The organism is Shewanella sp. W3-18-1 (genome assembly GCF_000015185.1).
Lineage (GTDB): Bacteria > Pseudomonadota > Gammaproteobacteria > Enterobacterales > Shewanellaceae > Shewanella > Shewanella putrefaciens.
The window spans coordinates 4,502,453-4,527,404 of the sequence record NC_008750.1 but is presented as its reverse complement, the minus strand read 5'-3'; the positions used below and the strand labels follow the sequence as shown (position 1 = coordinate 4,527,404).

The following is a 24,952-nucleotide window of genomic DNA, read 5'->3' as shown; positions in this document are numbered from 1 at the left end:
TTATCGCTGTATAAAGCGAAGTTAATCTAAAACCACTACGGCTGTTATTGGCAAATCTTACAATGGGGTTGTTTGGGCAGTTTCATTTCGCGAAATTCCATGGTCATTGCATCGATCATTAAAATACGCCCTGCCAGTGTCTTACCCATTCCGGTTATGACTTTAATGGCTTCAACCGCTTGTAAGCAACCGATCATCCCCACTACAGGGGCGAGAATTCCTGATTCAACACAGCTTAATTGCTGCTCGCCAAATAGGGCGCTAAAACAATGATAACAAGGGGTTTCAACCTGATAATCAAACACAGTTACCATGCCTTCCATACGGATAGCCGCGGCAGAAATTAAGGGCACTTTATGCTTAAAACAACAGAGATTAAGCTGCTCACGCACGCTAACATTATCGGTACAATCGAGCACTATATTGTGGTCGGCGATAAGCGCATCAAATTCGTGGTCATCTAACACAGCATTGATAGTGTTGATTGCTACATGGGGATTTAACTGGCTTAGTGTTTGTTTTGCTGACGCCACTTTGGGCTGACCAATATTAGCGTCTTGATGTAACACTTGGCGTTGTAGGTTGGAGAGTTCAACCGTATCAAAATCCACAAGTGTGAGTTCGCCAATGCCCGCAACTGTCAGGTATTGGCTGGCGGCGCAGCCCAAGCCACCCGCGCCTATCATAAGTACTTTGGCCTGTTTTAAGCGTTCTTGACCGTCGATATCCATCGCTTTGATGGAGATCTGACGGCTATATCTTAAAAGTTCGCTGTCGCTGAGGATATCGACTTGATCATTCATATTACGCTAATCCTAGCAAAGCACTGTGTTAAAAGGTTCTACTGTTACTTTAGAACCTGCGGGAGTATCACCTTGGGATTGCTCTAATATTACAAAACAGTTCGCGAGGCTCATGGAGGTCAGCATGCCAGAACCTTGGCTGCCCGTAATGGCGACTTCAAGTTCTCCTTGGGTGTTACGGCTTAACACTCCCCGTTGATATTCAACTCGGCCAGGATGTTTACGCACTGGCGTTGTCAGTATTGCATCCAACATCAAAGGCGTTACAGGGGTTAATCCCTGCATCTTGTTCAGTATGGGCCACACTAACTTATAAAAAGTCACCATTGAAGAAACGGGATTACCCGGTAAACCACAGAATACGGCCTTACCTATACGCCCCATTGCAAAGGGTTTACCCGGTTTAATCGCGAGTTTCCAAAAGGTAATTTGGCCTTCTTCATCGAGAATTTGTTTAGTAAAGTCGGCTTCGCCCACGGATACGCCACCCGAGGTCAGTACCATATCGGCTTGGCTGGCTGCGGTACGAAACGCTTGGCGAATCGCTTCAGGATCATCGGCTATCACGCCTAAATCAATCCATTCCACATTTGCCCTGCTGAGCAAACCTTGAATAGAGTAACGGTTAGAGTCGTAAATTTGACCGGGAGCAAGCTCACTGCCGACGGGACGTAATTCATCTCCCGTTGAGAAAAAGGCAACCTTTAACTGGCGATAAACCCGCACTTGGCTCACGCCAATCGTGGCTAATACGCCTAACTCTGCCGCCCCAATTTGAGTTCCTGCGGTGAGTACTTTGGTGCCTTGGGTGAGTTCTTCACCTTTGCAGCGTACATTTGCCCCTTTGCCTTTGGGGTGATTAATGAGGATAAGTTCACCTTGAACTTCCGTTTCTTCCTGCATCTGTACTGTGTCATAACCCACAGGCACGGGCGCACCTGTCATAATACGCACACAAGTGTTTGCTTTGGCTTTACCTTCAAAACCATGGCCCGCAAACGCGCTACCTATGAGTCGCAATGAGGTGCGATTGGTTTGTGTATTTAAGTCGGCAAAACGAAAGGCATAACCGTCCATCGAGGAGTTATCGAAGGGGGGTAAGTCAATACAAGAGGCCAGATCTTCGGCCAATACTCTACCAAGTGCGTGGGGCAATGGTACGACTTCGGTGTCTGACACAGGACTCACTTGTTCGAGCAAAAGAGGAATGGCCTGATCGGGATGCATAAGGCTAGGTTGCGAACAAGGATCGGCTTTTACGGACATCGGGTCTTCCTTAAATGCAATGGTTGTCTAGGACAACGCGAAATGAGTTTTCACCTGAGTAGGGTTGTCTATTATGCCATGGTGATCTGCGATGGCTATGATCTGTATACCTGTTTCTGTGATAGGACTGTCAGTTTTTACTGCCGATTTAAAGGTAAATCGCAGCTTATTTGAATACCAAACCATAGGGCTGAACACGAGTCTATGAACAAATGAAAATCATTTTTATCAAAGAATCATTAACTTAGATAAGTATGAAAGGTAAATTTTGTTGCTTTTATTGGCCCCCTTAATGACAATGTGACCCTATGATTCAGTTCGAGCGCAAAAGAGGGTTTACTATGCTGTCAGCAGCCATGATCGACAAGTTGAATGAACAAATTAATATGGAGTTCTTTTCCTCAAACTTATACCTGCAAATGAGTGCATGGTGTGAGGATCAAGGGTTTGAAGGTGCAGCTAAGTTTATGCGTGAGCATGCCGATGAAGAAATGGGCCATATGCGTCGTCTGTTCACCTATGTGAGTGAAACCGGTGGTTTGCCTTTATTAGGGGCTATCGAAGCGCCACAGTCGCAATTTTCATCTTTGCTAGCCTTGTTCGAGTTGACCTATGAACATGAACAGTTGATCACTCGCCAAATCAATGCATTAGCCCATGCAGCATTTGCTAACCAAGATTACTCAACCTTTAATTTCCTACAATGGTATGTCGCTGAGCAGCACGAAGAAGAGAAACTGTTCAAGTCGATTGTCGATAAAATCCGTTTAGTAGGCGAAGATGGTAAAGCGTTGTTCTTTATTGATAAAGACTTAGCAAAGCTTGCCTCAAAGGGCGGTGAAAGCATTATGAATGGTCAGAGCCAACCACAGGCTTAACATTCTATGTAAAAAACAAAAAAGCAGCCTAGGCTGCTTTTTTGTTTTTAGGCGTTTTACGCTTAGAAATTACTGCATTCAGCTTCACCATCGGAATCGAGTCGTATCTGGTACTTTTGTTTGAGTAATGGTGTGACGTCATCGAAAGGCAGTGGCTTAGAAATTAAATAGCCTTGGGCGAAATCACAGCCTAAGTCTTTTAGGAAATTCCATTGTGCTGGGGTTTCTATCCCTTCGGCGACGAGTTTCATTTCAAGACTTTGGCCCATCATCACAATCGCTTTGACTAAGTTGGCATTTGAAGTGCTTTCGAGGGCATGTTCTACAAAACTGCGGTCAATTTTTATGACAGAAATAGGATATTTCTTCAAATAACTGAGGGATGAATAGCCTGTACCAAAATCATCGATATAAATCTGTGAGCCTAGCTGACGAATAGCATTGAGGGTACTGAGGCAGTGGCTGGCATCGCCCATCAGCATACTTTCAGTGATCTCAATATGAACATTTCTCGGATTAATATGGTGGCGATTGAAGCATTCTTGCAGCACCTGATCAAAGCTCATTCCGCGCGTATTGATGCATTGCCGGCCAGAAACATTGATAGCAACATTGATATTTAAGCCGCTTTTCTGCCATTGCCTAAGATCACTCATGGCTTGATTGAGCACCCATTCCCCCATAGGTTCAATGAGTCCTGTTTCTTCGGCAATCCCGATAAAATGATCTGGCGGTATTAATCCCAAATCGGGATCTTGCCAACGGATAAGTGCCTCAACACTGCAGACTTGGCCTGTTTTCATATCCACAATCGGTTGATAATGCAAGGCAAACTCATTTTGTGCCACTGCGCGGCGAAGGCGTTGTTCCAGTTCCATGCGGGCAAACATGGCTTGGTTCATTCCCGAGGTAAAATATTTAAAGTTATTTCGCCCTGCGTCTTTGGCTTGATACATTGCCATTTCGGTATTGCGGGTGAGGGAGCTCACATCAAGGCCATCCTCTGGGTAGACCCCAATACCAAAGCTGGCGGAGATTTGGATCTCTCGCTCGTTCAGACTAAAAGGCGTGGCTAAGGTTTCGATAATGCGCGTAGCCATATGCTCAATGGCAAGTTCATTAGTGAGGCGTGGCAGAATAAGCACAAACTCATCGCCGCCGATCCGCGCAATAAAATCGTTTTGGCCACCGATGCTTTCTAAGCGTTTGGCGACATCCTGAAGCAGCAAATCCCCCGTGGCATGACCCTGCACATCGTTGATGTATTTGAACTGATCTAAGTCAATTAGTAGGATGGCCAGTTTGCGTGAATCGTGTTGAGCCAGTTGGATTTCGTGCTGTAGTCGTTCGTTAAACAGTTTGCGATTGGGTAGGCCTGTTAAGCTATCAAAGTTGGCTTGATACCAGAGGTCCTGCTCATATTGCTTACGCTTGCTGATATCCATAAATAAACCAATATGCTGGATGATCTCTCCTTGTTCATTCTTGACAACTGTGATGGCAAGATACTCGGGATACACCTCTCCATCTTTACGCTTATTCCAGATTTCACCTTCCCATTTCCCTTCTTTTTGAAGCGATTGCCACATAGCGGTATAAAAATGTGGCTGATGGCGTTTAGCGCTTAGTATTGATGGGTTGTGGCCTTTAATTTCATTTAAGGTATAACCCGTTATCTGGGTGAAGGCGGGATTAATCAGTTCAATATGGTTTTCAGCATCTGTGACCACTATGCCTTCGGCGGAATAATTAAACACGGCTGCGGCTCGGCTTAGCGCATGGCTTGCCTTTTGACGTTCGCTAATCATGCGGTTCATGGCGCGGGCCATTCGGGCGAGTTCATCTGAACCTGAAATATTGATATTAATATTGAGTGTGGGATCCGCCGCCATTTGCTGCATCCCATTGGCAATTCTGGTTATTTTTTCCATAAAATTGCTAATAATTTTGCGGCCAAGCCAGAGCGTTATTGTCGCGGTTAAAAATGCCGAGAATAAATAGAGTCCGAGTAAGGTCAAGGCTTTCGTTTTTAAGTACTCACTCTGTAGCGCCATAGATTGAGTCATTTCTTTGCTGATGGCGTGTAATTTGTTGATGCGATCCGTTGTCAGTTTCCACCAGAGTTGACTTGTGACTGGATGAGGCGGCATTAACAGTTTACCCATTGCTTCGTTTAGCTGTGCCTTTTTGATATTCATAAGCCCGTTGATATCTTCAAGAGGGCGTTGCTGCTGTTTAAGCTCGTGCAACTTATCCATATAAAATGCGTATTGTTCTATCGTGTTTTCAACCACATTTACTGGGGTGGCTAATTCGGGTAGATGACGAATTTCATGATTCAATTCAGCTAAATTGAGTCGGATGATGGATAGCGCGGCATTAAATTTTTGTCGTGCAGCATCTGTACCTGTAAGTCGGTAATCTTGAAAGCTATCGATTAAACCACCATAACCTAAATGAGCATTGATCGTTTTCGCTAGGGTACTAATGCGTAGCTGTTGCTCAATCTGTTGGCTGATTTTTAAGATTTGCAGGCTTTCGGGAGAGGTTTGAACCTGATGAATAAGGGACTGTTTGGTTGATATGGATGCATTACTGGCGTGTAAAATTGCTTGGCCGTATTCATAGATAACAGTACTTATTGTACGGTAATCAGTGATATTGAGTTCTTTTGATAACAGCATTTGATTGATCACATTGCGCTCTTTTACTGCCAATTCCTGCACAGTGATCAGATTCAATAAATCAGTGTAAGCACGAGATTGATTAATATCGTTAGTTTGCAACTGTAACAGTTGGAGTAGTTGCAATAATTGCTTATTGAGTTGGAAATAGAGCTCAGTCAACGCTTGTGGTTGTTTATCTGATACACCTTGACGAGCCGATGCTAAGTTATGACTTGAAAGTGCAATAGCGTCTCGTTGTGCTTGTAATTGCTCTGATGCTGGTTGAGCACCCGTGAGTGCATCAATTAAGGTCGCGAATGATGTGCTAGTGAGAAGATGAGTTAAAGCCTTCTTGGTGTTAGTTTGCTGTTGCTGCAGTTCCGTTTCATCGGATGGTGTTGCCGCTTGGCTGCCATTGACGCTAAGACTATATTCGTTTTGCAATTGATATAGTAAATCAGTTACTTGTGCCGTTGTTTGTATTGCTAGATGACTATGATCCGCGGCGCGGTATTCTTTAGCCAGAACGTACATTCGGGTTAATACGAAAAAGCCCATCATCAATAGGGGAAGCAAAGAAAACAGAATCAGTTTTTGCTTCAAACTGAGATGATGTAGCGTTGATGGCATACAAGCTTACTCCTACCCATTTGCCTAGTTGGAGATATAAAAAATCAAGGCAATTGCCTTGATACTGAGTTAAATGGTGAAAAAAATGAGCCTAGGCACAGGGTGACGATTTTTAACATAGACCCGAACAGCCCGCGACCTTTAGTTTATGGATATCTAATCTAGGTCACGAAATTAAGCAAATTGTTATATATTGGTCTAAGCAATTATTTTTATTGACGTATTTCCCCTATCAAACAATTGGATTGTTTGTCTGTGATATTGAGCAGTATTTGAGCGTTAGCGATGTTAGCTGACTCACTAGGCGGTAAAGCCGAATATCAATTGCATACTTATCGTGGTGGTCCGTGACGATGTTGACCTTATGGGTAATGCTATCGAGCCCCAGTTTTGGGATATCTTATCTAGCGTATAGAAAGAAAAAGGACGCCCTTGAAAAAGGCGTCCTTAATATACGGTGACGACTGCTTAATGTGTTACTAAAACTTGATTTAGCCTACATTTGCGAGCAGCGATTTACGGTAAAGAACAATATCTTCAATCGTTAGCACAGGTATATTGTGCTGGGCACCAAAGGCAATAATTTCAGGTAAACGTGCCATTGTGCCGTCTGGATTAGTGACTTCACATAATACGCCAGCGGGCTTTAAACCCGCGAGTTGCATTAAATCAATCGTGCCTTCTGTGTGACCGCGGCGAGTCAACACACCACCGGGCTGGGCGCGCAGTGGATACACATGGCCAGGACGCGCCAAATCACTTGGCTTAGCGCCATCGGCAATCGCCGCTTTGATGGTGGTCACGCGGTCAGCAGCAGAAACGCCAGTCGTTACACCGACTTTTGCCTCAATGCTCACAGTAAACGCAGTACCATATTGGCTTGAGTTGTTTTCCACCATAGGCGGTAACTCAAGGGCTTTGACTTTTTCGTCCGGTAAACACAAACAAACGATGCCACTACATTCACGAATAAGCATGGCCATTTGAGCGTTAGTCAGCGTCTGGGCAGCGAAAATTAAGTCGCCTTCGTTTTCTCTATCTTCATCATCGACAACTAACACACCTTGGCCTTGACGCAGGGCATTAAGACCGGCTTCAACACGTTCGATAGCAGTACCAAAAGGAGCAAGTAAAGACTGATTCATGGTTAATATCCTTAAAAAATACGACATTGGAATATCCAGAATCAGGGCGTGCAGGAATACAACTTAACCAAACCTAATGGCTCAATTTTGCTGTAGCAATATCACTTCACTGGGTGAAGTTATTGCAAAACATGAGGCTAACACTGTGCGATACTGAGCATGTTTATACATGGGTGCCGCAAAGTGCCGTCTTACATTCTCTTCCATCCGGACTCAGCACTGTTGCCATTAAGGTCACAGTCCATTACCGTCGGCTCTGGAATATCAGATTTGCACTCGGCAAACACTGAGGCACCAGATCTGCTGACCCCGAAGTATTTCGGGCGCTCGCGGGCTTTGAGCCACACTAAGTCACCATCACTTAGCCGTTACTCATTTACCGCCGGTGGGGAGTTTCACCCCGCCCTGAGAATTTGCTTTTAAGCCGTTTAGGCTAAAAAACGCAGTTATGTTGCTCTTATTTAACCCGAATGGCAACTTCTGGCGTTCAATGTTTGCGCTAGTGCACACCTCACCACTATCATACTAATTTATTTGCCGTCGCACTCATCGACGGTCGTTATGGACGTCACAAGGACGTATAAATGCGATCTCTGCTACTCACTTTAGGTATTACCATGTTGCTATCTGGTTGTTCGACTCAAAAAGGGCAAATTCCTGCCCCGATTGCTGAAAAAATTCCCCATGTGATGACCTTGCATGGTGTCACGCGTACCGATGATTACTATTGGCTACGTGACGATGAACGCAAAGATCCTAAAGTGTTAGCCTATCTCAACGCTGAGAATCGCTATACCGCGGCTTATTTCAAACCCTTAAAGCCACTGCAAGATGGCCTTTATAAAGAGTTAACCGAGCGTTTAGTTGCCGATGAGTCGAGCGTGCCGTACCAATGGCACCAGCATAGCTATTACCGTCGATATCAAGAGGGCAGCGAATATCCGCTGATCAGCCGTAAGGGTGCCGATGGTGTAGAACAAGTGATGCTCGATGTTAACGAGCGAGCTAAGGGTCATGAGTTTTATGGTTTAGGTGGCGCGAGTGTCAGCCCAGATGAAACCATGCTGGCCTTTGGTGAAGATGTGCTCAGTCGCCGCGTGTACCACATTTATTTTAAAGACTTGGCCTCGGGCGATATGATCACCGATGTGCTTGAAAATACAGAAGGTCGAGTGGTTTGGGGTAACGATAATCGGCATGTGTTCTATATTGCGAAAGATCTTAAGACCTTACTCGGCTATCAAGTTTATCGCCATGAATTAGGCACGCCACAATCACGGGATATTTTGGTTTATGAAGAGCAAGACGATTCATATTACCTTTCTCTCGGTAAAACCTTAGATGAGTCGCAGATTGTACTGTTCCATGAAAATACCACTACCAGTGAAGTCTCTGTGCTGGATGCCAATGATCCTTTAGGGTTATTTAAGCCTGTACTACCAAGAGAAGAAGGCCATGAATATAGCGTGTCTAAGTTGGGGGATACCTATTACATTCTCACCAACTGGCAGGCGACTAACTTTCGTTTAATGAAAGTTGCCATCAAAGATGCGGCAGATAAATCCAAGTGGCAAGAAGTGGTAGCCCATAACCCTAATGCACGGATTGAAGATGACTTAGTGCTTAAGGATTACTTGATTATTCAAACCCGTGAAAATGGCCTAACACGCATCAAAGTGATGCCTTTCAATGGTCAAAAGCCCTTTGAACTGAGTTTTGATGAACCCGCCTATGTGCTTGGGTTAGATGTTAACGCTCAGCAAGATAGCGACAAGTTACGTGTTTTCTACTCCAGCCTTACCACGCCAGAGGCGATTTATGAGTACCATTTAACCAATCCCGATAGACGCGATCTGCTCAAGCAGGAACAAGTGCTTGGTGGTTTTGATGCCAGCCAATACCGCGCCGAGCGCTTGTTTGTGACCGTCCGTGATGGTGCCAAGGTGCCAGTGTCCTTGGTTTATCGTAAAGATAAGTTTAAGAAAGACGGTACTAACCCTCTGTATCAATATGGTTATGGATCTTATGGTTACACCGTTGAACCTGATTTTTCTTCATCGGTTATTAGTCTGCTCGACCGCGGCTTTGTGTATGCCATCGCCCATGTGCGTGGTAGCGAAATGTTAGGTCGCCCTTGGTACGATGCAGGTAAATTACTGAATAAAAAGAATACCTTTAATGATTTTATTGACGTAACAACGGCGTTAACCGAGCAAGGTTATGGCGATAAAAATAAAGTCGTTGCCTCTGGCGGCAGTGCGGGCGGGTTATTAATGGGCGCGATTGCCAATATGGCACCGGAAAAGTACTTTGCCATTGCAGCGCATGTGCCTTTTGTGGATGAGGTAACGACCATGCTCGATGAGTCGATTCCGCTCACCACTAATGAGTACGACGAGTGGGGTAATCCTAACGAGAAAACTTATTTTGATTACATGCTGAGTTACTCGCCCTATGACAACGTGGCCGACCATGAGTATCCCCATCTGCTAGTCACAACGGGTTTGCATGATTCACAAGTGCAATATTTTGAACCCGCTAAGTGGGTCGCTAAGCTGCGTGATGTGCAAAATAAATGGTACAAGTTTGACGATAAGGTGTTGTTATTGGATGTGAATATGGATGCTGGCCACGGTGGTAAGAGTGGCCGTTATCGCCAGTACCAAGACACAGCCCAAGAATATGCCTTCTTCTTAAACCTGCTGGGCATAATTAAGTAGGCGCCAACAGGTGACTGATTTAGCCATTGAGACAGCAAATCCAGATCACTTGGCTAGCTCTGAGCAAAGGGCTAGCCAAGCTCAAGCTGTTACTTCAGACCAAGGCGCTACGTCAGAGATAGTGCAAGTATCGATGTGGTATCTGTATCTGATCCGCTGCGCCAATGGACACTTGTACACCGGCATTACCACCGATGTCGCACGGCGCTTTAAGGAACATCAATCCAATGGCCCCAAGGCGGCAAAATACCTGCGCGGTAAAGGGCCATTAACCCTGATGTATCAAGAACAAGTCGGCACCCACAGCGATGCCCTAAAGCGTGAAATCGCGGTTAAAAAACTGAGTCGTACTCAGAAATTGGCGTTGATTGAAAGTGGGCGTGAAACTGCTTAACAGTCTGTTTTTTCGTCATTCCGGCAATAATGTTGAGCGGAAATCGAGATCTTATAAATGCCGATGAAATGATTAAGCAGTGCCATTCCAGTGACACGCAGCAAGTACGTCCTTGTATGCTCGACCGTTACATCCATGTCACGGACGGTCACTTCCATGCCAGTGCTTAATCCCATTAACTACAGAGTATTCTGTTAGCCTGCACATATCCCGATTCTGTCGTCAGGAGCAAAGTTTAACTGTGAGTATCTCAATAAACTAACAACCAAGCCAGTGCTACGAGGGGAACAAAGCTTAGCGCACGAACAAGTCGCGGCATTTCAAGGGCTGACACATTGGTGTTATCTATTAATAGCCAAATAGAGCAGCTAAAAGAAGAGTTGAAATAGCGTTGGATCGTTTAATGTCGTTTTTTATGATGGTGTATTTATTGAAATACTGATAAATTTGTTTTATTTCAAGTGATTAAATATGTGCACTTGTACTTGTTTAATGAGGTTAACGCGTATGCGCACTAAGACGTTATGTTTCCAAGGAAATTGTGCGCCATATATGCTTTTCAAAAAATGTGTATTTATAATTTCTCTTTCAATAATATCTGTCTCATGTGCGCCTGTAGTTCGTGATTACTACAAGCCAATATATAGCGAAGGAGTTACACACAGTAATGGCTGTGGAGGTTCTGGTCCTACGGATAACATATCAATACAGCTTAGTGGGGGAGTTGAGCTAGAAGTATCTAGCTCTAGTTCAGCAAAAAATGAGAGATTTAAGAGTTTTCATTTTGCAGCTTCAATTATTGCTCCATCTGGAACATACTTTCAATTTGAGAGCGATGAAATTGTAATTGCTGACAATACAACAAACAAAACATGGAATGTAAAGATAGCTGAATTAATTACACGGGCAGAGAACATTCCAAATGCTAATTCTGATGAGTCAACTAATAATGGGTATCTCAGTGTAATTCCTATATCAAAGATAACTGGTAATACCTTTTTTGGCTATAACACATTATTTGGTAAAAAGTATTTTAATTCTGGTGCATCAATAAGTATTTTTTCAAGCGATATTGAGTATAAATTGGAAGATTACTCTGTCCAGTTACCATCCATTATTATAAATGGTAAAAAATACATTATTGAACCTATAAGATTTTTACATGTGCGAAGCATAGGGATAGACCCGCTAAATTGTTAATGTTATATGTTTTACCAGCATCGAACCAAGTTTAAACGAGACACCCATTGTTAAATTTTCTTACAGGAATGGTAGATCTGGCAAAACTCTTGTGGGATTTACAGCCTGCACCGAGAATAAGAGCTGAGCCAACCAAAATTACAGTGTCAATTAAACAGAATAGTTGCATGATGAACCCCAGCTTCTTGGAGCAAGCCTTGGTTGCTGGATTTAAATCAAAGGCTAAATCCTAACCATTCATGCGGACTTCCTGATCTAAAAAGCAAGATAAACCTTAAGGTAATGAAGATGATAAACGCGATCCTACACCAGAAGAAAAAGAAATTATTAGGGACTTTGAAACGAGGGAGAATTGATGAAAATTAATGAATTATTTTTTGAAGGTGAAGAAGTGTTTATGTATGTTAATCATACATTTGATGCAAATGACTTGGATGATTATATGCGCGGATTTCATAACATATCGATATCTATGAGAGATGAAACTTTAAATGGTCAAGAAGTAGTAAAGGTTTGCTTTGGTGATCTCGTAGATGCTAATAAATTGAGATTGGCATTAGATGAATACTTTAGTAGCTGAAAAGAAAAGGTAGAGAAAAATAGAGGATTAAATGCAGCGGATGGCACTGTCTATCAAATCAGTCTGACCTGTGCAGGGGAGGAGTGAGAGCTTACGGAAGAGGGTAGAGTTTATTGAGATACCCATTGTTAAAGTACGTTACAGGAGTAGTCGAACAGGAAAAACTCATTTGAGATTAAAAGTTTGCACTGAGGAAACAGAAGTTCATCTCCTCCGCGAAGTTGATGAAGGGTGTCGAAAAAAATAGATTTGACTATGGGGCTACATAAACAACTATCCTAGATAGTTGCAGCACTATAAAATTTAACAAAGGATGTCTCGTTAAACTGTCGATAAACCCGTTTTAATTTAGAAAGATTTATTTGAGGAGCCACAATGAGACTAAGCCTTAAAGTTTCTTCTTGGGTGACTGTAATTATTGTGGTGCTGCCGCTAATAAGTTTTGCAATTTATGATCTTTTTTACTTTCAGCCTCACCGTGTAGAAATAACTCGACTCATCCAAGTTGCTACTCCGGAAGAATCAGTGCCTCCAGCCATAATCGTGCAGCTCGTTCGTATATCCACTGGCGAAAATCTTGATTGGCTTGCTACAAGGTTGATTATTGATAATTTAAATATCCGCCATAAAACCGAATCAATGACTTATTGGCATATTAAGTCATTTCTGTGGCTGCAGTTGGTCAGGATTCACCTTACAGAGCAAGAGCAATTAACTCTTTATTTGGCACAAGCGTATACTGGCAAAGATTCAAAAGGCTTTTCCTACGCATCCCATGCACTTTTCAATAAGCCTTTATCGGGATTAAATGTGGAAGAGGTGGCCACAATAGCTGCTCTTCCACATGCTCCTAGTATCTTTGCAAAACACCCAGATCTACTCACAAAACGCCGTGAATATCTGCTTTCTCAGTTGGATAAAAGCTTCTAGTCTGCTGTGCTGTTGAGTAGAAATATCAGTTTAAACGAGACACCCATTGTTAAATTTTATTACGGGAATGGTAGAGCTGGCAAAACTCTTGTGGGATTAACAGCCTACACAGAGTTTAACTAGACACCCACTGTTAAATTTTGTGAATGATGCAATAAAAGTCACACAAGCACAGGACTGCCACATCTTTTTGTTAGCTCGGTTTCACACAGTCTCCTTGTCCTTCGGTGCGAAGAATAACGCGCTGCATATTCGAAGTGTTATTCCAACAAATCTAAAAATTGAATCCGTATCGCTTCCGTACAATTTGCGCTGTGGTTGTTTAAGCTTTATACTCCAATTCATTACGGATCTTTTCCGTACGATAGGAGGTTTTATGGCGACTGCAAGACTTGATATCCGTTTGGATGAAGAAATCAAAGCTAAGGCTGAGAAAGCATCCGCTTTGCTCGGGTTAAAAAGCTTAACTGAATACGTTGTTCGCTTAATGGACGAAGATGCAACTCAGGTGATAGCTGAGCATGAAAGCGTTACGGTTAAAGCAGATGTATTCGACCAATTCATAATGGCTTGTGATGAGGCTAAGGTTCCGAATAAGGCATTGCGTGAAGCGGCTGCATTTACTAAAAATGGTGAGTTTAAGTGAGTTATTCCAAAATTTTCAAAGAATTGGATAAATCACTACACGATAGAGTATCATTTGACTGTGGCGAAGCAGAGTTAAACGATTTTATCCAAACTCAAGCAGCAAAACATATGCAAGCAGGTATTAGCCGTACAATGGTTTTACCTGCTGCTATGCCATTGCCCAATCAAAAATATCCAATTTGCTCATTTTATACTATCGCACCAAGTTCAATTTGCCGTGATACCTTGCCGCAAGCTATTGGCAAAAAGTTACCACGCTATCCCATTCCGGTCTTTCTGCTTGCTCAACTTGCGGTTCATAAAGAGTTTCATGGCAGTGGGTTAGGTAAAGCTAGCTTAATCAAAGCACTAGAATATCTGTGGGAAATTAACGCTCACATGAGAGCTTATGCCATTGTTGTCGATTGCTTAACTGACCAAGCTGAATCATTCTACGCAAAATATGGTTTCGAGGTTCTTTGTGAAATCAACGGTCGTGTCAGAATGTTTATTCCAATGAAAACAGTCGGTCAGTTATTCACTTAGCTACAAGCTCCCACCTTGCCTGTTGTGCAAAAGTTTAATAAGGCCCATTGTTAAATTTTGCTGCGCTAAGCTATTGATCGTGCCTAACTTGCTTAAAGAGATATACCTGCTGAGATAGTTAGCTCGGCATTGGCATTACACTTGGGCGTAGTTTCAGGCTAACAGAATACGGTTTAGCTCGCGGAATTAAGTACTACCATGGAAGTGATCGTTGGCGGCGAGTCACTGGAATGGCAGTGCTTAATAGCTTAACGATTAACTTTCACAATAAATCAAATAGTTAAGTTTTAGTCGTCACCGAAGACTGGTCTGCATTGGGGTTAGAGACGTAAGAATCGAGAGTTAAAAAATGCCACTTACACAGATCTTTTCGTGCTCTCGAACTACATGTCCGGTCTTTTTCTATGCTTAATTTACAATCCCTGGTAGAGCTTCTCTCAAAAGTTCCAACTCCTTTTTGTTTGCTTTAATCCAAATTTTTTTCAGGTTTGGCATCGAAGTCAAAATATCGATAGTTTCTTTAGTCTTAATGACATTTGTTTCAACTAGATATAACGCAAAAATATTTTTATTTCCACGCAATGCGTCAATACTGGATAACTGTGGATTCCCGCTAAGGTCTAAAATTTTTACGCTATCAAGCGTTGAAATTATAGAGAAAAAATCTAACTTTTGACATTTATTTAATGATAAGTAACTTAATCTATCCGACATTCCGCAGCTAATTTAGGAATAAACTACCTCATAGAATCTACCGAGTAATTTGAGTAGTTGTGTTTGGTGATCTTGAAGTCCAGTGATGAACCTTTGGCCGTTAATCTCTAGCGTATCTATGCCTTCGAATTGCAAGAAGACCCAACGTGCCGTCGGTCTGGAGGTCGTCTTGTTCTTTACCATACTTGGGAAGAACGCTTCGGTTTGTGCGAGTTGTTCTCTGATTTTGTGTTCTAAACTAGCGTAAACAAGCAAGCTCAACGTCATTATCATTAGCAACGCTTCAATGCGCTCAGGCTTTTTCAAGAAGATGGAAGAGGTTAAAAACTCAGGGCTTTTTAGAAAACGGAAGCCGCGCTCGACTTTTTGTTGCGATTTGTAATGTGCTAGAAGAGCCGCCATGGTGAGTGCTTCATTGTCGGTGTCATTCGTCGCGAGGATAAACATGCCTACTTTGAGCTTAGCCAGTTTTACTTTTTCTAGGTCGGTGAAGGGGGCGGCTTCGATAAAGTATTGGTATCCTGTCGGTGCTTCATCTGTCTTTGGGCGGCCCGAATGAGAGTAAGTCGGCTGTTTGATGAGAGTGCCTTGTTCAAACCCAAGTAAGTCACATTGTTTCTTGAAATCGTTAAACGCTAATTCTGCGTCAACTTCACAAGCGAATGGTTTTTTACTTAGCTTTTCCAACGCTTTGATTTCTTTTGCTATGTTTTTCTCTAAGTTCTTGAAGAAAGTGATTTCTTCCCGCTTGGTGGCCTGTTCACTGTGAACGAGCAACCAACGTTGATTGACCTTTCCGTAATCCGAGTCTATCCAACATCCTGAGTAGCCATGACCGATAGTGCTTAATTGCTCTGGCTCTAGCGCAAGTAGTGCTTGTTTTGCGAGCTTGATGGTCATGGGGACACGGGTAATGAATTTTTGATTTTGCTCATCTAGCGAGGAGATGCTTTCTTCGGTGTACAAAGCGGCATCAGCGATAAAGTAACGACTATTTTGCGCGGCTTTTAGGCAATGTATGTGTCTTTTAGTGACTTCAGCGAATGCCTTGGCATCATTGGTGTTACCACTCAGTGCTTGCATGTAAACAGGAATACCTGCTTGGTTTTCACAGATGAGTTCAAGCACGACTTGGTTAAGCTCTGGCCTATGATCCCGACTATAACCTCTTACAAGCTTAATCACGTTGGTGTTTTCATCTTGTGCATACTCACCATCAACGTGGAAGCTAGTGATATCAAGATGAACAGAATCGGTCGTCAAGCCCAGTTTATCAACAACACGCTCAGCAATAACCTGATAGAGCGCTGAGACATCGGCTTCGTATAGAGCATCTAATGTGCGGCCTAGTACATCATCAGTCAGGTGGTGTGCTTCAATGTCTTTGGCGAGTAGCTTAGATACAGGCTTGGTCTTAAAAAAGTCCGAGAACATGTGCAGTGTTCTGCTATGAAAGCCAAGTCCATTTAGGAGCATGGCCAATACCGCGTCACCATGAGAAACATTGTGGTCAGAATATTTTGGGATAACGGCATCTATCATCCGTGGCAGGCCAATTTCGTGACAAAAGGCGGCAATGAGACCAAGGTGATCTAAGCGTTTAATAACAGGATGGGTAGACATATTTTGAGACCGTCAAATAGCAGTAATAGATCAAAACTGTCGATCGCGGTCAAGATGGTGTCGTAGTTTTTATGAAAAGCTGATCGCCAGATCACACTATTTAAATTCTGGAATTAGCTGCGGAATGACGGATCTATGGGTGTTTCCGGTAATTTCAGAGAGTTTGCTTGCATGGGACACACTTAATGATTCCACTGAATCTGAGCATAAATTAATTGACTCTAATGAACGAACTATGGAGCAGTTTAATGAAATTGCGACATCAACTTTTAGATTAATAACGTTGGAGTTGAATATATTTACATGCTTAATTCCGTCAACCAACTCAGATGATTTATTTTGCTCAAAATAACCTTTTCGAATGAATGCCATTATGGCTTTCCAATCATCTCGCTGCCACTCAGCGTTATATACATAATCCAATATCGGTAATATAGAATCGAAGGTAGGTAATGAATTCTCCCACTTCTGCCATTCTGAAACATTTTCTGGTGCTAACTTTATATATTTCTTAAAAGATGAAATGTCCATATTATCACTTAATTAAAATTGGGTTGTTGAATTCTGATGATTTATTCTGTCACGCTATCCCTTTACTCATGCTTATTTGAGCTGACTAAAGCTTTAAAGCGAAGGTCACTCTTGCTCAGTGGCGCGAGTGCTTCGGCTTTGGTGAGATAGTGTATTGTGATGTGGATAGCGTCTTGATGGTGACTAAACTCCCTAAAAATGCGTTTTGCAATCAGCAGATTCAATTGATGTGCAGCTAATGAAGCATGCTCATGCTTTATCTGTAAAATAACCTCTTCTAGGGAGATAGGGGGAATTTCTTCCAGGGTTATAAGAAAGGCTTTTGCGACAGTTCTGGCGTGTGAAAAATAGTCTGAGTGCGCATCTAAGGCGTAAATATGCTTGAAAATGTGTATGGCTAGGGCTTTATTGCCATTGTGATACAAAGATTCGCCATCAAAACAAATATCCCCAAGTCCTTCCATTATCTGTCGGGGATTATCCGATAGGGAAAGCAATTCAATTGCTTTTTGGTATTCCGAAAACTGATCCATATTCTCGACCTTATTGGCAATACTGTGTGGCTTTTCGACTGTAGAGGTGGAAAGGCTGACTATCTTAGCAAATCCGAGGGATTAAAGGCTAATCATCTCAAACTTCAGCTTAATTGCAGCATAAAAAAATGCCGCTACCAGGGAGTCGCGGCAAAATTGCATTAACTGCAAAGGGTGGGTAGAAGACTGACATCTTGGTTGGGAACCGTTGCAACATCAGCCTCTACGCCGGGAAGAGGGTAAAAGCTTTGGGAGTAGAAGGCTAAACTGCGCTCTATTTCATGCTTACTGGGCCATCGATTTTGTCGAAGTTAACATTGCCAGAGCCTGCGGCTAAGATAGTTAAGCCTTTAGTGTTAACGACATTAATATCACCTGAGCCATCAGTGATGGTCACCGCACCTAGCACATTTGCAACGGCTATGCTTCCTGAACCATCATCGATAACAATATTGCCTTGAATATCAGTAACCTTAATGGCGCCAGAACCATCGACAATAGCGAGATTGCCGCTAATTTGGCTGACGTCAATATCACCTGATCCATCATCAATACTGACATTGTGACCACCGTTGATAATGAGTTCGCCTGAACCGTCTTTCACATTAATATCGGCGGTCATTTTGCTGATCAATATGGCGCCTGAGCCGTCATCAATATCCAGTGTTAAATGTGCTGGCACTTGCAGTTTTATATCCATATAAGATGAGTTGTTAGTAAAACTGCTTTGCTCAAAAGTCGCTTTGAGCCTGGCTTTATTGGCCTTTTTCTCAAGGGTGAGAATGATTTTGCTGTCATCATTAGTATAAATATCGGCGATGAGTTTAATTTGGCTAAGGCCTTCTACACCGATGATCTCTAAGTTACCCGCGCCAGTTTCAGCAATCAGCCCTTGCAAGTCTTGGCTATCAAGCGTGAGTTCGCGTTGCTGGTGGTCTAAATCGGGCATGCCCGCGGCGTTGACATTAATAATGCAGCCAGTGAGTGATACACCTGCGGTAAAAACCAATATAAAGGCGAGGATGAATATAAATGGACGTAGCGGCATGTTAGCTTCCTTGTTTATCGGGCTCTCTATTTTCGGCGGAGAGTGACCTATCTTGTGATAGGCAACGCATTGCATAGCCTATGCCAATATTTATATTTACTTATAATCAATGGCTTGAGTGTAAAGTGTCCGATGTTCGCTGTGCGGACATGTCCGCCACATGAGCGAATTACTCATAGATTAGTGAAATTGCTCATTTATTAAGTTAGTTTGAGTGCTAACCTCATGCTGAGCAAAAATGCAAAAGAACATCGACATACGAGAAGGGATACAAATGGATTATTTAACGACAAATAAGACCGCTTGGGATGCGCGCACTCGGGTACATTTAACCTCTGATTTTTATGATGTTGAAGGCTTTTTGAACGGCAACACATCATTAAGGGAAATCGAGCTTAATGAGCTTGCGGTTGCAGGCAAAAGTTTGCTGCATCTGCAATGTCATTTTGGCTTAGATACCCTATCGTGGGCGCGAATGGGCGCTAAGGTTACAGGCGTTGATTTATCAGAGGTCGCGATTGTTGAAGCGCAAAAGTTGGCACAACGGACACAGTTGGCCGCCGAGTTTATTTGTAGCGATGTCTACAGTGTGGCGAGCAAGGTTGAGCCTCACGATATTGTGTTTACCTCCTATGGTGCGATTGTGTGGCTACCGGATTTAACGCTTTGGGCACAGACCATTGCACGCTGCTTAAAACCCGGCGGACAGTTTTATATGGCCGAGTTCCATCCTGCACAGCAGTTGTTTGATGGTTATAGCTATTTTAATCGGGGTGAGCCAGATATTGAGCAAGAAGGCACCTATACCGAAAATGCCGGTGACGATCAGCAAACCTTAATGTGCTGGTCACACAGTTTATCCGAAGTGATCAATGCCTTATTGCAGGCGGGCTTGGAGTTAGCGTTTTTCCACGAATTTGATTTTAGCCCCTATAACTGTTTCGCTGGATTAGAAGCACAAACCGATGGCCGTTATGTGTTAACACACCAAGGGCAGAATGTGCCCTTGGTGTATAGCATCAGTGCGCGTAAACCTGCTTAATCCTTAGCATTGTTGATGGCTAAGATTAACGGCTGCGGTAAACTGGATACTTAAGGTATTGGTTATCGTAGTAGGGGCTGCGCTCATAGAACCAACGCAGACGTGCGTCGGGATCGGCGGCAAACTCTGGATTGGTCAGTGCTTTGTCGAACTCTGCCTGCAACTTAGGATCTTCTTTCAGCATTTTTGCTGCCAATGGCTCTACCGCATAATCTTCAATATATTCAGTGCGGGTAAAGATAGGATTAAAAAAGCCCCATTGCAGTAATGAGTCAGGTGATTGAGGTTCAAGCAATAACACCGCTAAATCACCTAAAGGTTGATCTGTGCTAACTTTAATGGTGCCTTCGGGCAAAACCGTGGTGAGTTTAGTTAACTCCGACACCACTTTTACCGTTTGACGACCTTCAAAATCCTTAGCACTAAACACTGGATGACTCAGTTGGTATTGCTGTAATTTCAACTCAGTGGGCTTTTTGAGTGCCGTCATGCGAATGCCATGTAGGTTCAGTCGATCAATGACCTGTGTCCACTGGGCAGGGATATAGTAAGCACTCGGGCGGGTGACCTTAAGATCGGGCACGGTTTCTGCCATCACAGGTAAGTTAGGGTAGAGTTTAGGTTCACCCGTCCAGCGCACGACATCGGCGCCACTGATGGGGCTTTTTTCAAGCTTGTAGTCTATGCCTTTAAAATCCCAACCTTTTTCTAATGGTGCTGATTTCCATGTGAGGGTGATCAGCGGTGAAGCGCGATATTTATCTTCCTGAATCGCGCTTTTCAGTTTAGTCGCTTGTTCACCAACGGTTTTTAGGGTTTGTTCTAGCATCACATAAGTGCCTAACACCCGTTGCTTAAAGGGTTTTAGGCTATGGTTTTCAACCAGAATGGTGGGTAAATGGCGTGCATCACCATAACCATTTGAAAAGCGTGGGCTTGGATTCCACAGCGACATACCTTTAGTGATATCGGCATTATCCACAGCAAAAATTAGCTGCCCAGGAATATGCCCTTGCTCGGTTAATGCCGCTTCAATGGCTGGTCTGTAGCTGTTTTCGAGCCAGCGGTAGCTGGCGGGGCTTAAGCCTTGGGCAAGGTTATAACCAAAAGTGACATCGTACTGATAGTCGATGCCATCGGTAACATGCACGTCGATATACAAATCAGGCTGCCAGACATTGATTGCGCGCAGCATATGTTGCATTTCCAAGGTATCGGCCTTGGCATAATCGCGGTTAAGGTTGAGATTATTCGTCGTAGTTCGCCAGCCCATATTCACTGGGCCACGTTGATTTACGCGATTAAATTCACCGCTGCGCTCATGGGCATCAACACTAAATATTGGCACAAACAGCAGGTTGGCTTTTTCGAGCAGGTCGCTTTTGTTGCCTTTGACTATATCCCGCAGCAACATCATACCCGCATCTTTACCATCGATTTCTCCCGCATGAATACCGGCTTGTACGAGAATCGTTGGCTTAGTATTTTGCTTAAGGCTTGCTGATTCACTTATCCCTTCACTGCTGGCGATATACATCCAAATATCGCGCCCTTGAGGGCTTTTACCTAAGCTTACTTTTTGTAAACTAGTGGTTTCAGCCGCCAATCTGTCGAGCCAAAGGATAGTGTCATCGTAACTTGGGCTTTCAATACCATTGCTTTGTTCAAATGGGGTAGCCCATTCGTTATCAATGCTTAGCATCAGTGCTTCGCTGGCACCATGCCATGTGATACTCGGCGGCAAAATAGCATCATTGACAAAGGTCTTGGCGCGCTCAGGGATAGGTGCTGGCAGAGTTCCTTCGGTGGCTCCGGCAGTATTTGCGGCCACATTTTCCTGAGTTTCTATTGTTTGTGTATTCTCAATGGCCTTTAAAGGGACGACTTCTTGGGGAGCCGAAGTGACAATGGTTTCAGGAATGACAGTGTTAACCTCATTGGCAAAGCTGACATGATTGGCTGATAGGCAGGCAATGGCGATAACGGAGAGGGAAAATAAGCGCATGAAAAAGCCCATAAATCGAATTTTTATTAGGACGGTATCTTTTCATTAAACCCCCAGTGAATGCAAGGCCAACCAAGGGTTTATCTAAGGTTTAGCGCATTAGGAGAGTCATGCGCCAAGACCGATCCAATTTAGATTCTAATATTTAATTGTTAATTGCACAGGTTGACTCTAATTGCTTTTAGCGGGCGGCTTGTTGTAGGCGCTATCGATAATACTGATATCTTCATATAGCGCTTCTACCGCGATGGCGAGTTGGTAAATAAGCCAGCTATAACCTGTAAGTGCAAATCCTTGTGGCGCTTGGTGTGATAAAGGCGTGATATCGGGAGAAGCCATTCCACTTGCCATCGGCAATGTCAGTTGTAACCTCTGTTGTAGTTGCAACTCTAGGTGTTCAGGTAATGTGGGTAACTGCGGTGTGTTACCTGCAATAAACTCAGCTAATTGTTGTAGGTAGAGCGCGAGCTCTGCGGCAATGCTATTGATTTGGTGGTAAGCGTCTTTATCTTCTTCCTGCCAGCGGGTTAAGGGCAAGAGTTCAAGTAAAGTGATTAAACGCACTTGTTTGTTGGCTAATTGCGCCAATAACACCTTGTGTTTTTTGAGGGTTTTACTTTCCCATTCTAAGGAGAAAAATAACTTCTTTTGGGTGAGCACGGCTTTCATTGCGGCTTCGAGTTCGGTGCGAAAATCTAAGCTATGGTTGGCGGGTGCCTTTAAATGTTTGGTCAACACATTTGCCATATTTTCAATGGCATGAGTGAGTTGCGATCGCCAATCTTGCTTGGCTTGGATAGGGAAAATAAACAGAGAGACTAAAATAGCAATTACACAACCAGAGAGAATATTGGCGGTGCGCCATAGGGCTTCGGAAGTATCATGGTTGGCATCACCCACAACAATAATGATGGTAAATCCTGCCACTAAATAGGCATAGCTATAACGTCCTGCTGAGATAAAACAGATAAGACTCACCGCCAAGATAAGTAGACTCATCATTAGCCAATAGCTATCAACTGTTGCAACTAACATCACTCCATAAGCTGAGCCTAAACAGGTTCCAATGGCCCGCTGTAAGGATTTTTCTATTGCGCCGCCGACCTGCGGTAAGCTCATCATAATGATCACTATCGTGACCATGCTCCAAATAAAATGCGGTGGCGCCCAAATGGCATTAATGGTGACAGCAATCAGCAGTGCTAAGCCCAGTTTGAGGGCGTGGATAGAGCGAAAATGGCGATAGATAAAGTCGGCAAAGGGTGTGGCTGGGGCAAATACAGACATAATACAAAACTCCTTTGTCACTTTAATTTGAGCCTAGTATCGCAGAAAAGTATGGTCAACAGCGGTTATGTGGCGATAAGAAATGTAAATTGCGAGATTTAGCAGCTTGAGTTTAGTCGTGGTGATGTGAGGGATCACATTGAGGCTGAGATATTTGAATTAAGTCGTTTTGACTCGCGCCTGTTTAATCAGCATAAGAGCTTGAATAAGCACTGCTTATTCAAGCCCGTATTCTACGTTAGCTAAAGCACGTTAGCTAAAGCTGCGCCCGTTATCTGCTTCAACTTCGCCCTCAGTATATTTATCCATGACTAAGGCACATGCCGCGTCACCTGTGATATTGAGCGCGGTGCGGATCATGTCAAACACTCTGTCTAAGGCAAATAGCAAAGGTAAGCCATCGATAGGAATGCCGGCGGCTAATAGCACTGCCACCACTAAGAAGGATGGGCCCGGCACACCTGCTTGACCTATTGCGCCTAAAGTGGAGGTAAAAATAATCGCAGCATAGGCGGTTATCGACAGGTCGACGTTATACATTTGGGCGAAAAACATGGCCACTAAACCATAATAAATCGCATTACCGCTCATATTAATGGTGGCACCTAAGGGCAGTACAAAGGCAGTTGTTGCCTTAGAGACTTTAAGATCTACCTCGCAGGTTTCCATATTCACAGGCAGAGTTGCCATTGAGGAGGCGGTTGATAATGCCATTACCTGAGGTTTTTTCATGGCCGAAATAAACTGTAATGCAGACACTCTTGAGAAGAGTTGCACGACTAACGGGAAGAAGATAAAACCGTAGATCAAAATTGCTGCCACAAACACAGCGAATAACTTAAATACCACTTCTAGCGCATCGAAACCGAAGGTGCCTACAGAGTCTGCCATCAAACCAAATACACCAATAGGCGCAATGATCATCACGCAGTTAATCATCCATACAAAGGCATCTACAACGGTATTTAGCGCGGCCAAAATCGGTTTAGCTCCATCACCTTTAACCTTAGTGAGCGCAATACCGAAGAAGATACTAAAGACTAGGATTTGTAAGATGTTACCGCCGTTCAGCGACTCAAACACATTGGTTGGGATCATGCCGATAAAGGTATCCATTACCCCTGGTAATGCGCCTTGCTCCTTAGTGACTTCCATCAAACCTGTGCTGCTGTGGGCAGTAAAATCAACCCCAGCACCGGGCTTAAATAGATTACCCATCACGAGAGCAAGCACCACAGCAAAGCCTGAAGTCACAATAAAGAAACCGAATGTGCCAACGCCAATCTTACCCGCCGATGGGCTATCGCCTAAACTGGCGGCGCCGCTAATGATAGAAACTAACACCAATGGGATGACGAGCATTTTGACTAAGTGGATAAAAATGGTACCCAGTGGTGCAAACACGCTCGCACTGTCGCCCATGATAAAACCCACTAGTGCGCCTAACATCATGGCAATAACCACTTGCACACCAATATTGCCCAATAAACTCTTGTTTTTCACTATGGCTAAACTCCGCTGTTGCCGTGATTTTTTGTGTCATACCCAGACGGTTGAACTTGATGATTCAACCTTAGCGATAAAGGCGCATTCTGTGTTAAAGGTTCGCTTTGTATTAAAGGCAAACCTCCCGACACTCTTTTTTTGTACGACTAAAGTACCATAACTGGAACGTTTCGGTTTGTGAAACATTACCTGTGTTGGTTTTAAAATAACCAACATTTACATCAAACCAGCCTTAAATAAATAATGTGCAATTTTTGGCGGTTAAAAATTGCAATAGT

General features: G+C 43.5%; 22 protein-coding genes and 1 riboswitch. Of the genes, 10 read left to right on the top strand and 12 right to left on the bottom strand.

Annotated features, from left to right (window positions below):
* Window positions 1-44: 44 nt before the first annotated feature.
* Window positions 45-803: a molybdopterin-synthase adenylyltransferase MoeB gene (gene moeB / locus SPUTW3181_RS20470; protein ID WP_011791168.1), complete on the bottom strand. Its 759-nt coding sequence runs from the start codon at window positions 801-803 to the stop codon at window positions 45-47.
* A gap of 12 nt (window positions 804-815) precedes the next feature.
* The gene (gene moeA, locus SPUTW3181_RS20465) at window positions 816-2,069 is read right to left on the bottom strand and encodes a molybdopterin molybdotransferase MoeA (protein WP_011791167.1); all 1,254 of its coding nucleotides are present in this window, start codon (window positions 2,067-2,069) and stop codon (window positions 816-818) included.
* Between the two features lie 341 nt (window positions 2,070-2,410).
* On the opposite strand from moeA, the gene ftnA reads away from it, so the two are divergent.
* Window positions 2,411-2,947: a non-heme ferritin gene (gene ftnA, locus SPUTW3181_RS20460; protein WP_011791166.1), complete on the top strand. Its 537-nt coding sequence runs from the start codon at window positions 2,411-2,413 to the stop codon at window positions 2,945-2,947.
* Between the two features lie 62 nt (window positions 2,948-3,009).
* Here the strand turns inward: ftnA and SPUTW3181_RS20455 are convergent, their stop codons facing one another.
* Both SPUTW3181_RS20455 and ribB read right to left on the bottom strand, forming a co-directional pair.
* Window positions 3,010-6,243 carry an EAL domain-containing protein gene (locus SPUTW3181_RS20455; protein ID WP_011791165.1) on the bottom strand — a complete coding sequence of 1,078 codons (3,234 nt, stop codon included), beginning with the start codon at window positions 6,241-6,243 and terminating at the stop codon, window positions 3,010-3,012.
* A 491-nt stretch (window positions 6,244-6,734) separates the two neighbouring features.
* Window positions 6,735-7,388, bottom strand: a complete 654-nt coding sequence (ribB, locus tag SPUTW3181_RS20450) for a 3,4-dihydroxy-2-butanone-4-phosphate synthase (protein ID WP_011791164.1) — start codon at window positions 7,386-7,388, stop codon at window positions 6,735-6,737.
* A 191-nt stretch (window positions 7,389-7,579) separates the two neighbouring features.
* Window positions 7,580-7,805: riboswitch (FMN riboswitch) on the bottom strand.
* 167 nt (window positions 7,806-7,972) lie between these two features.
* Between ribB and SPUTW3181_RS20445 the strand changes: the two genes are divergently transcribed.
* The 8 genes from SPUTW3181_RS20445 (at window position 7,973) to SPUTW3181_RS20415 (ending at window position 14,385) form a co-directional block, all read left to right on the top strand.
* Entirely contained in the window at window positions 7,973-10,108 is a 2,136-nt protein-coding gene (locus SPUTW3181_RS20445) for a S9 family peptidase (protein WP_011791163.1), read from the top strand.
* Between the two features lie 10 nt (window positions 10,109-10,118).
* The gene (locus tag SPUTW3181_RS20440) at window positions 10,119-10,502 is read left to right on the top strand and encodes a GIY-YIG nuclease family protein (protein ID WP_011791162.1); all 384 of its coding nucleotides are present in this window, start codon (window positions 10,119-10,121) and stop codon (window positions 10,500-10,502) included.
* A gap of 29 nt (window positions 10,503-10,531) precedes the next feature.
* On the top strand, window positions 10,532-10,672 hold the full coding sequence (locus tag SPUTW3181_RS21930) for a hypothetical protein (RefSeq protein ID WP_157037401.1): 141 nt from the start codon (window positions 10,532-10,534) through the stop codon (window positions 10,670-10,672).
* Window positions 10,673-11,009: 337 nt separating this feature from the next.
* Entirely contained in the window at window positions 11,010-11,702 is a 693-nt protein-coding gene (locus SPUTW3181_RS20435) for a hypothetical protein (protein ID WP_025007976.1), read from the top strand.
* A gap of 355 nt (window positions 11,703-12,057) precedes the next feature.
* The gene (locus SPUTW3181_RS20430) at window positions 12,058-12,282 is read left to right on the top strand and encodes a hypothetical protein (RefSeq protein WP_025007977.1); all 225 of its coding nucleotides are present in this window, start codon (window positions 12,058-12,060) and stop codon (window positions 12,280-12,282) included.
* A gap of 375 nt (window positions 12,283-12,657) precedes the next feature.
* Window positions 12,658-13,212, top strand: a complete 555-nt coding sequence (locus SPUTW3181_RS20425; protein WP_011791160.1) for a transglycosylase domain-containing protein — start codon at window positions 12,658-12,660, stop codon at window positions 13,210-13,212.
* A gap of 376 nt (window positions 13,213-13,588) precedes the next feature.
* The gene (locus tag SPUTW3181_RS20420) at window positions 13,589-13,858 is read left to right on the top strand and encodes a DUF1778 domain-containing protein (RefSeq protein ID WP_011791159.1); all 270 of its coding nucleotides are present in this window, start codon (window positions 13,589-13,591) and stop codon (window positions 13,856-13,858) included.
* Window positions 13,855-14,385: a GNAT family N-acetyltransferase gene (locus SPUTW3181_RS20415; protein ID WP_011791158.1), complete on the top strand. Its 531-nt coding sequence runs from the start codon at window positions 13,855-13,857 to the stop codon at window positions 14,383-14,385. The genes SPUTW3181_RS20420 and SPUTW3181_RS20415 overlap by 4 nt, the downstream gene beginning before the upstream one ends.
* A gap of 408 nt (window positions 14,386-14,793) precedes the next feature.
* Here the strand turns inward: SPUTW3181_RS20415 and SPUTW3181_RS20410 are convergent, their stop codons facing one another.
* The 5 genes from SPUTW3181_RS20410 to SPUTW3181_RS20390 form a co-directional block, all read right to left on the bottom strand.
* Entirely contained in the window at window positions 14,794-15,099 is a 306-nt protein-coding gene (locus tag SPUTW3181_RS20410) for a hypothetical protein (protein ID WP_227498126.1), read from the bottom strand.
* A gap of 12 nt (window positions 15,100-15,111) precedes the next feature.
* Window positions 15,112-16,722 (bottom strand): IS1634-like element ISSpu7 family transposase, encoded by a 1,611-nt coding sequence (locus SPUTW3181_RS20405; RefSeq protein WP_011787758.1) that lies wholly within the window; start codon window positions 16,720-16,722, stop codon window positions 15,112-15,114.
* A gap of 96 nt (window positions 16,723-16,818) precedes the next feature.
* Window positions 16,819-17,253, bottom strand: a complete 435-nt coding sequence (locus tag SPUTW3181_RS20400; protein WP_011791157.1) for a hypothetical protein — start codon at window positions 17,251-17,253, stop codon at window positions 16,819-16,821.
* Window positions 17,254-17,315: 62 nt separating this feature from the next.
* The gene (locus SPUTW3181_RS20395) at window positions 17,316-17,786 is read right to left on the bottom strand and encodes a hypothetical protein (protein ID WP_011791156.1); all 471 of its coding nucleotides are present in this window, start codon (window positions 17,784-17,786) and stop codon (window positions 17,316-17,318) included.
* Between the two features lie 274 nt (window positions 17,787-18,060).
* Window positions 18,061-18,834 (bottom strand): hypothetical protein, encoded by a 774-nt coding sequence (locus tag SPUTW3181_RS20390; RefSeq protein WP_011791155.1) that lies wholly within the window; start codon window positions 18,832-18,834, stop codon window positions 18,061-18,063.
* 274 nt (window positions 18,835-19,108) lie between these two features.
* On the opposite strand from SPUTW3181_RS20390, the gene SPUTW3181_RS20385 reads away from it, so the two are divergent.
* Complete coding sequence (locus tag SPUTW3181_RS20385) at window positions 19,109-19,876, top strand: class I SAM-dependent methyltransferase (protein ID WP_011791154.1); 768 nt, start codon at window positions 19,109-19,111, stop codon at window positions 19,874-19,876.
* 25 nt (window positions 19,877-19,901) lie between these two features.
* On the opposite strand, the gene SPUTW3181_RS20380 is transcribed toward SPUTW3181_RS20385, so the two are convergent.
* From SPUTW3181_RS20380 to SPUTW3181_RS20370, 3 genes are all read right to left on the bottom strand, one after another.
* The gene (locus tag SPUTW3181_RS20380; RefSeq protein ID WP_041408483.1) at window positions 19,902-21,881 is read right to left on the bottom strand and encodes a M14 family metallopeptidase; all 1,980 of its coding nucleotides are present in this window, start codon (window positions 21,879-21,881) and stop codon (window positions 19,902-19,904) included.
* Window positions 21,882-22,052: 171 nt separating this feature from the next.
* Window positions 22,053-23,168: an FUSC family protein gene (locus tag SPUTW3181_RS20375; protein WP_011791152.1), complete on the bottom strand. Its 1,116-nt coding sequence runs from the start codon at window positions 23,166-23,168 to the stop codon at window positions 22,053-22,055.
* 252 nt (window positions 23,169-23,420) lie between these two features.
* Window positions 23,421-24,671: a dicarboxylate/amino acid:cation symporter gene (locus SPUTW3181_RS20370; protein ID WP_011791151.1), complete on the bottom strand. Its 1,251-nt coding sequence runs from the start codon at window positions 24,669-24,671 to the stop codon at window positions 23,421-23,423.
* Window positions 24,672-24,952: the final 281 nt, after the last annotated feature.

Bases quoted from the DNA above. Each gene is read 5' to 3' on its own strand.
- SPUTW3181_RS20385 (WP_011791154.1), top strand. From the start codon at position 19,109: ATGGATTATTTAACGACAAATAAGACCGCTTGGGATGCGCGCACTCGG.
- SPUTW3181_RS20410 (WP_227498126.1), bottom strand. From the start codon at position 15,099: ATGTCGGATAGATTAAGTTACTTATCATTAAATAAATGTCAAAAGTTA.
- ribB (WP_011791164.1), bottom strand. From the start codon at position 7,388: ATGAATCAGTCTTTACTTGCTCCTTTTGGTACTGCTATCGAACGTGTT.
- SPUTW3181_RS20430 (WP_025007977.1), top strand. From the start codon at position 12,058: ATGAAAATTAATGAATTATTTTTTGAAGGTGAAGAAGTGTTTATGTAT.
- SPUTW3181_RS20375 (WP_011791152.1), bottom strand. From the start codon at position 23,168: ATGTCTGTATTTGCCCCAGCCACACCCTTTGCCGACTTTATCTATCGC.
- SPUTW3181_RS20435 (WP_025007976.1), top strand. From the start codon at position 11,010: ATGCGCACTAAGACGTTATGTTTCCAAGGAAATTGTGCGCCATATATG.
- SPUTW3181_RS20390 (WP_011791155.1), bottom strand. From the start codon at position 18,834: ATGCCGCTACGTCCATTTATATTCATCCTCGCCTTTATATTGGTTTTT.
- moeA (WP_011791167.1), bottom strand. From the start codon at position 2,069: ATGTCCGTAAAAGCCGATCCTTGTTCGCAACCTAGCCTTATGCATCCC.
- SPUTW3181_RS20405 (WP_011787758.1), bottom strand. From the start codon at position 16,722: ATGTCTACCCATCCTGTTATTAAACGCTTAGATCACCTTGGTCTCATT.
- moeB (WP_011791168.1), bottom strand. From the start codon at position 803: ATGAATGATCAAGTCGATATCCTCAGCGACAGCGAACTTTTAAGATAT.
- SPUTW3181_RS20420 (WP_011791159.1), top strand. From the start codon at position 13,589: ATGGCGACTGCAAGACTTGATATCCGTTTGGATGAAGAAATCAAAGCT.
- SPUTW3181_RS20395 (WP_011791156.1), bottom strand. From the start codon at position 17,786: ATGGATCAGTTTTCGGAATACCAAAAAGCAATTGAATTGCTTTCCCTA.
- SPUTW3181_RS20455 (WP_011791165.1), bottom strand. From the start codon at position 6,243: ATGCCATCAACGCTACATCATCTCAGTTTGAAGCAAAAACTGATTCTG.
- SPUTW3181_RS20380 (WP_041408483.1), bottom strand. From the start codon at position 21,881: ATGCGCTTATTTTCCCTCTCCGTTATCGCCATTGCCTGCCTATCAGCC.
- ftnA (WP_011791166.1), top strand. From the start codon at position 2,411: ATGCTGTCAGCAGCCATGATCGACAAGTTGAATGAACAAATTAATATG.
- SPUTW3181_RS20445 (WP_011791163.1), top strand. From the start codon at position 7,973: ATGCGATCTCTGCTACTCACTTTAGGTATTACCATGTTGCTATCTGGT.
- SPUTW3181_RS20400 (WP_011791157.1), bottom strand. From the start codon at position 17,253: ATGGACATTTCATCTTTTAAGAAATATATAAAGTTAGCACCAGAAAAT.
- SPUTW3181_RS20425 (WP_011791160.1), top strand. From the start codon at position 12,658: ATGAGACTAAGCCTTAAAGTTTCTTCTTGGGTGACTGTAATTATTGTG.
- SPUTW3181_RS21930 (WP_157037401.1), top strand. From the start codon at position 10,532: ATGTTGAGCGGAAATCGAGATCTTATAAATGCCGATGAAATGATTAAG.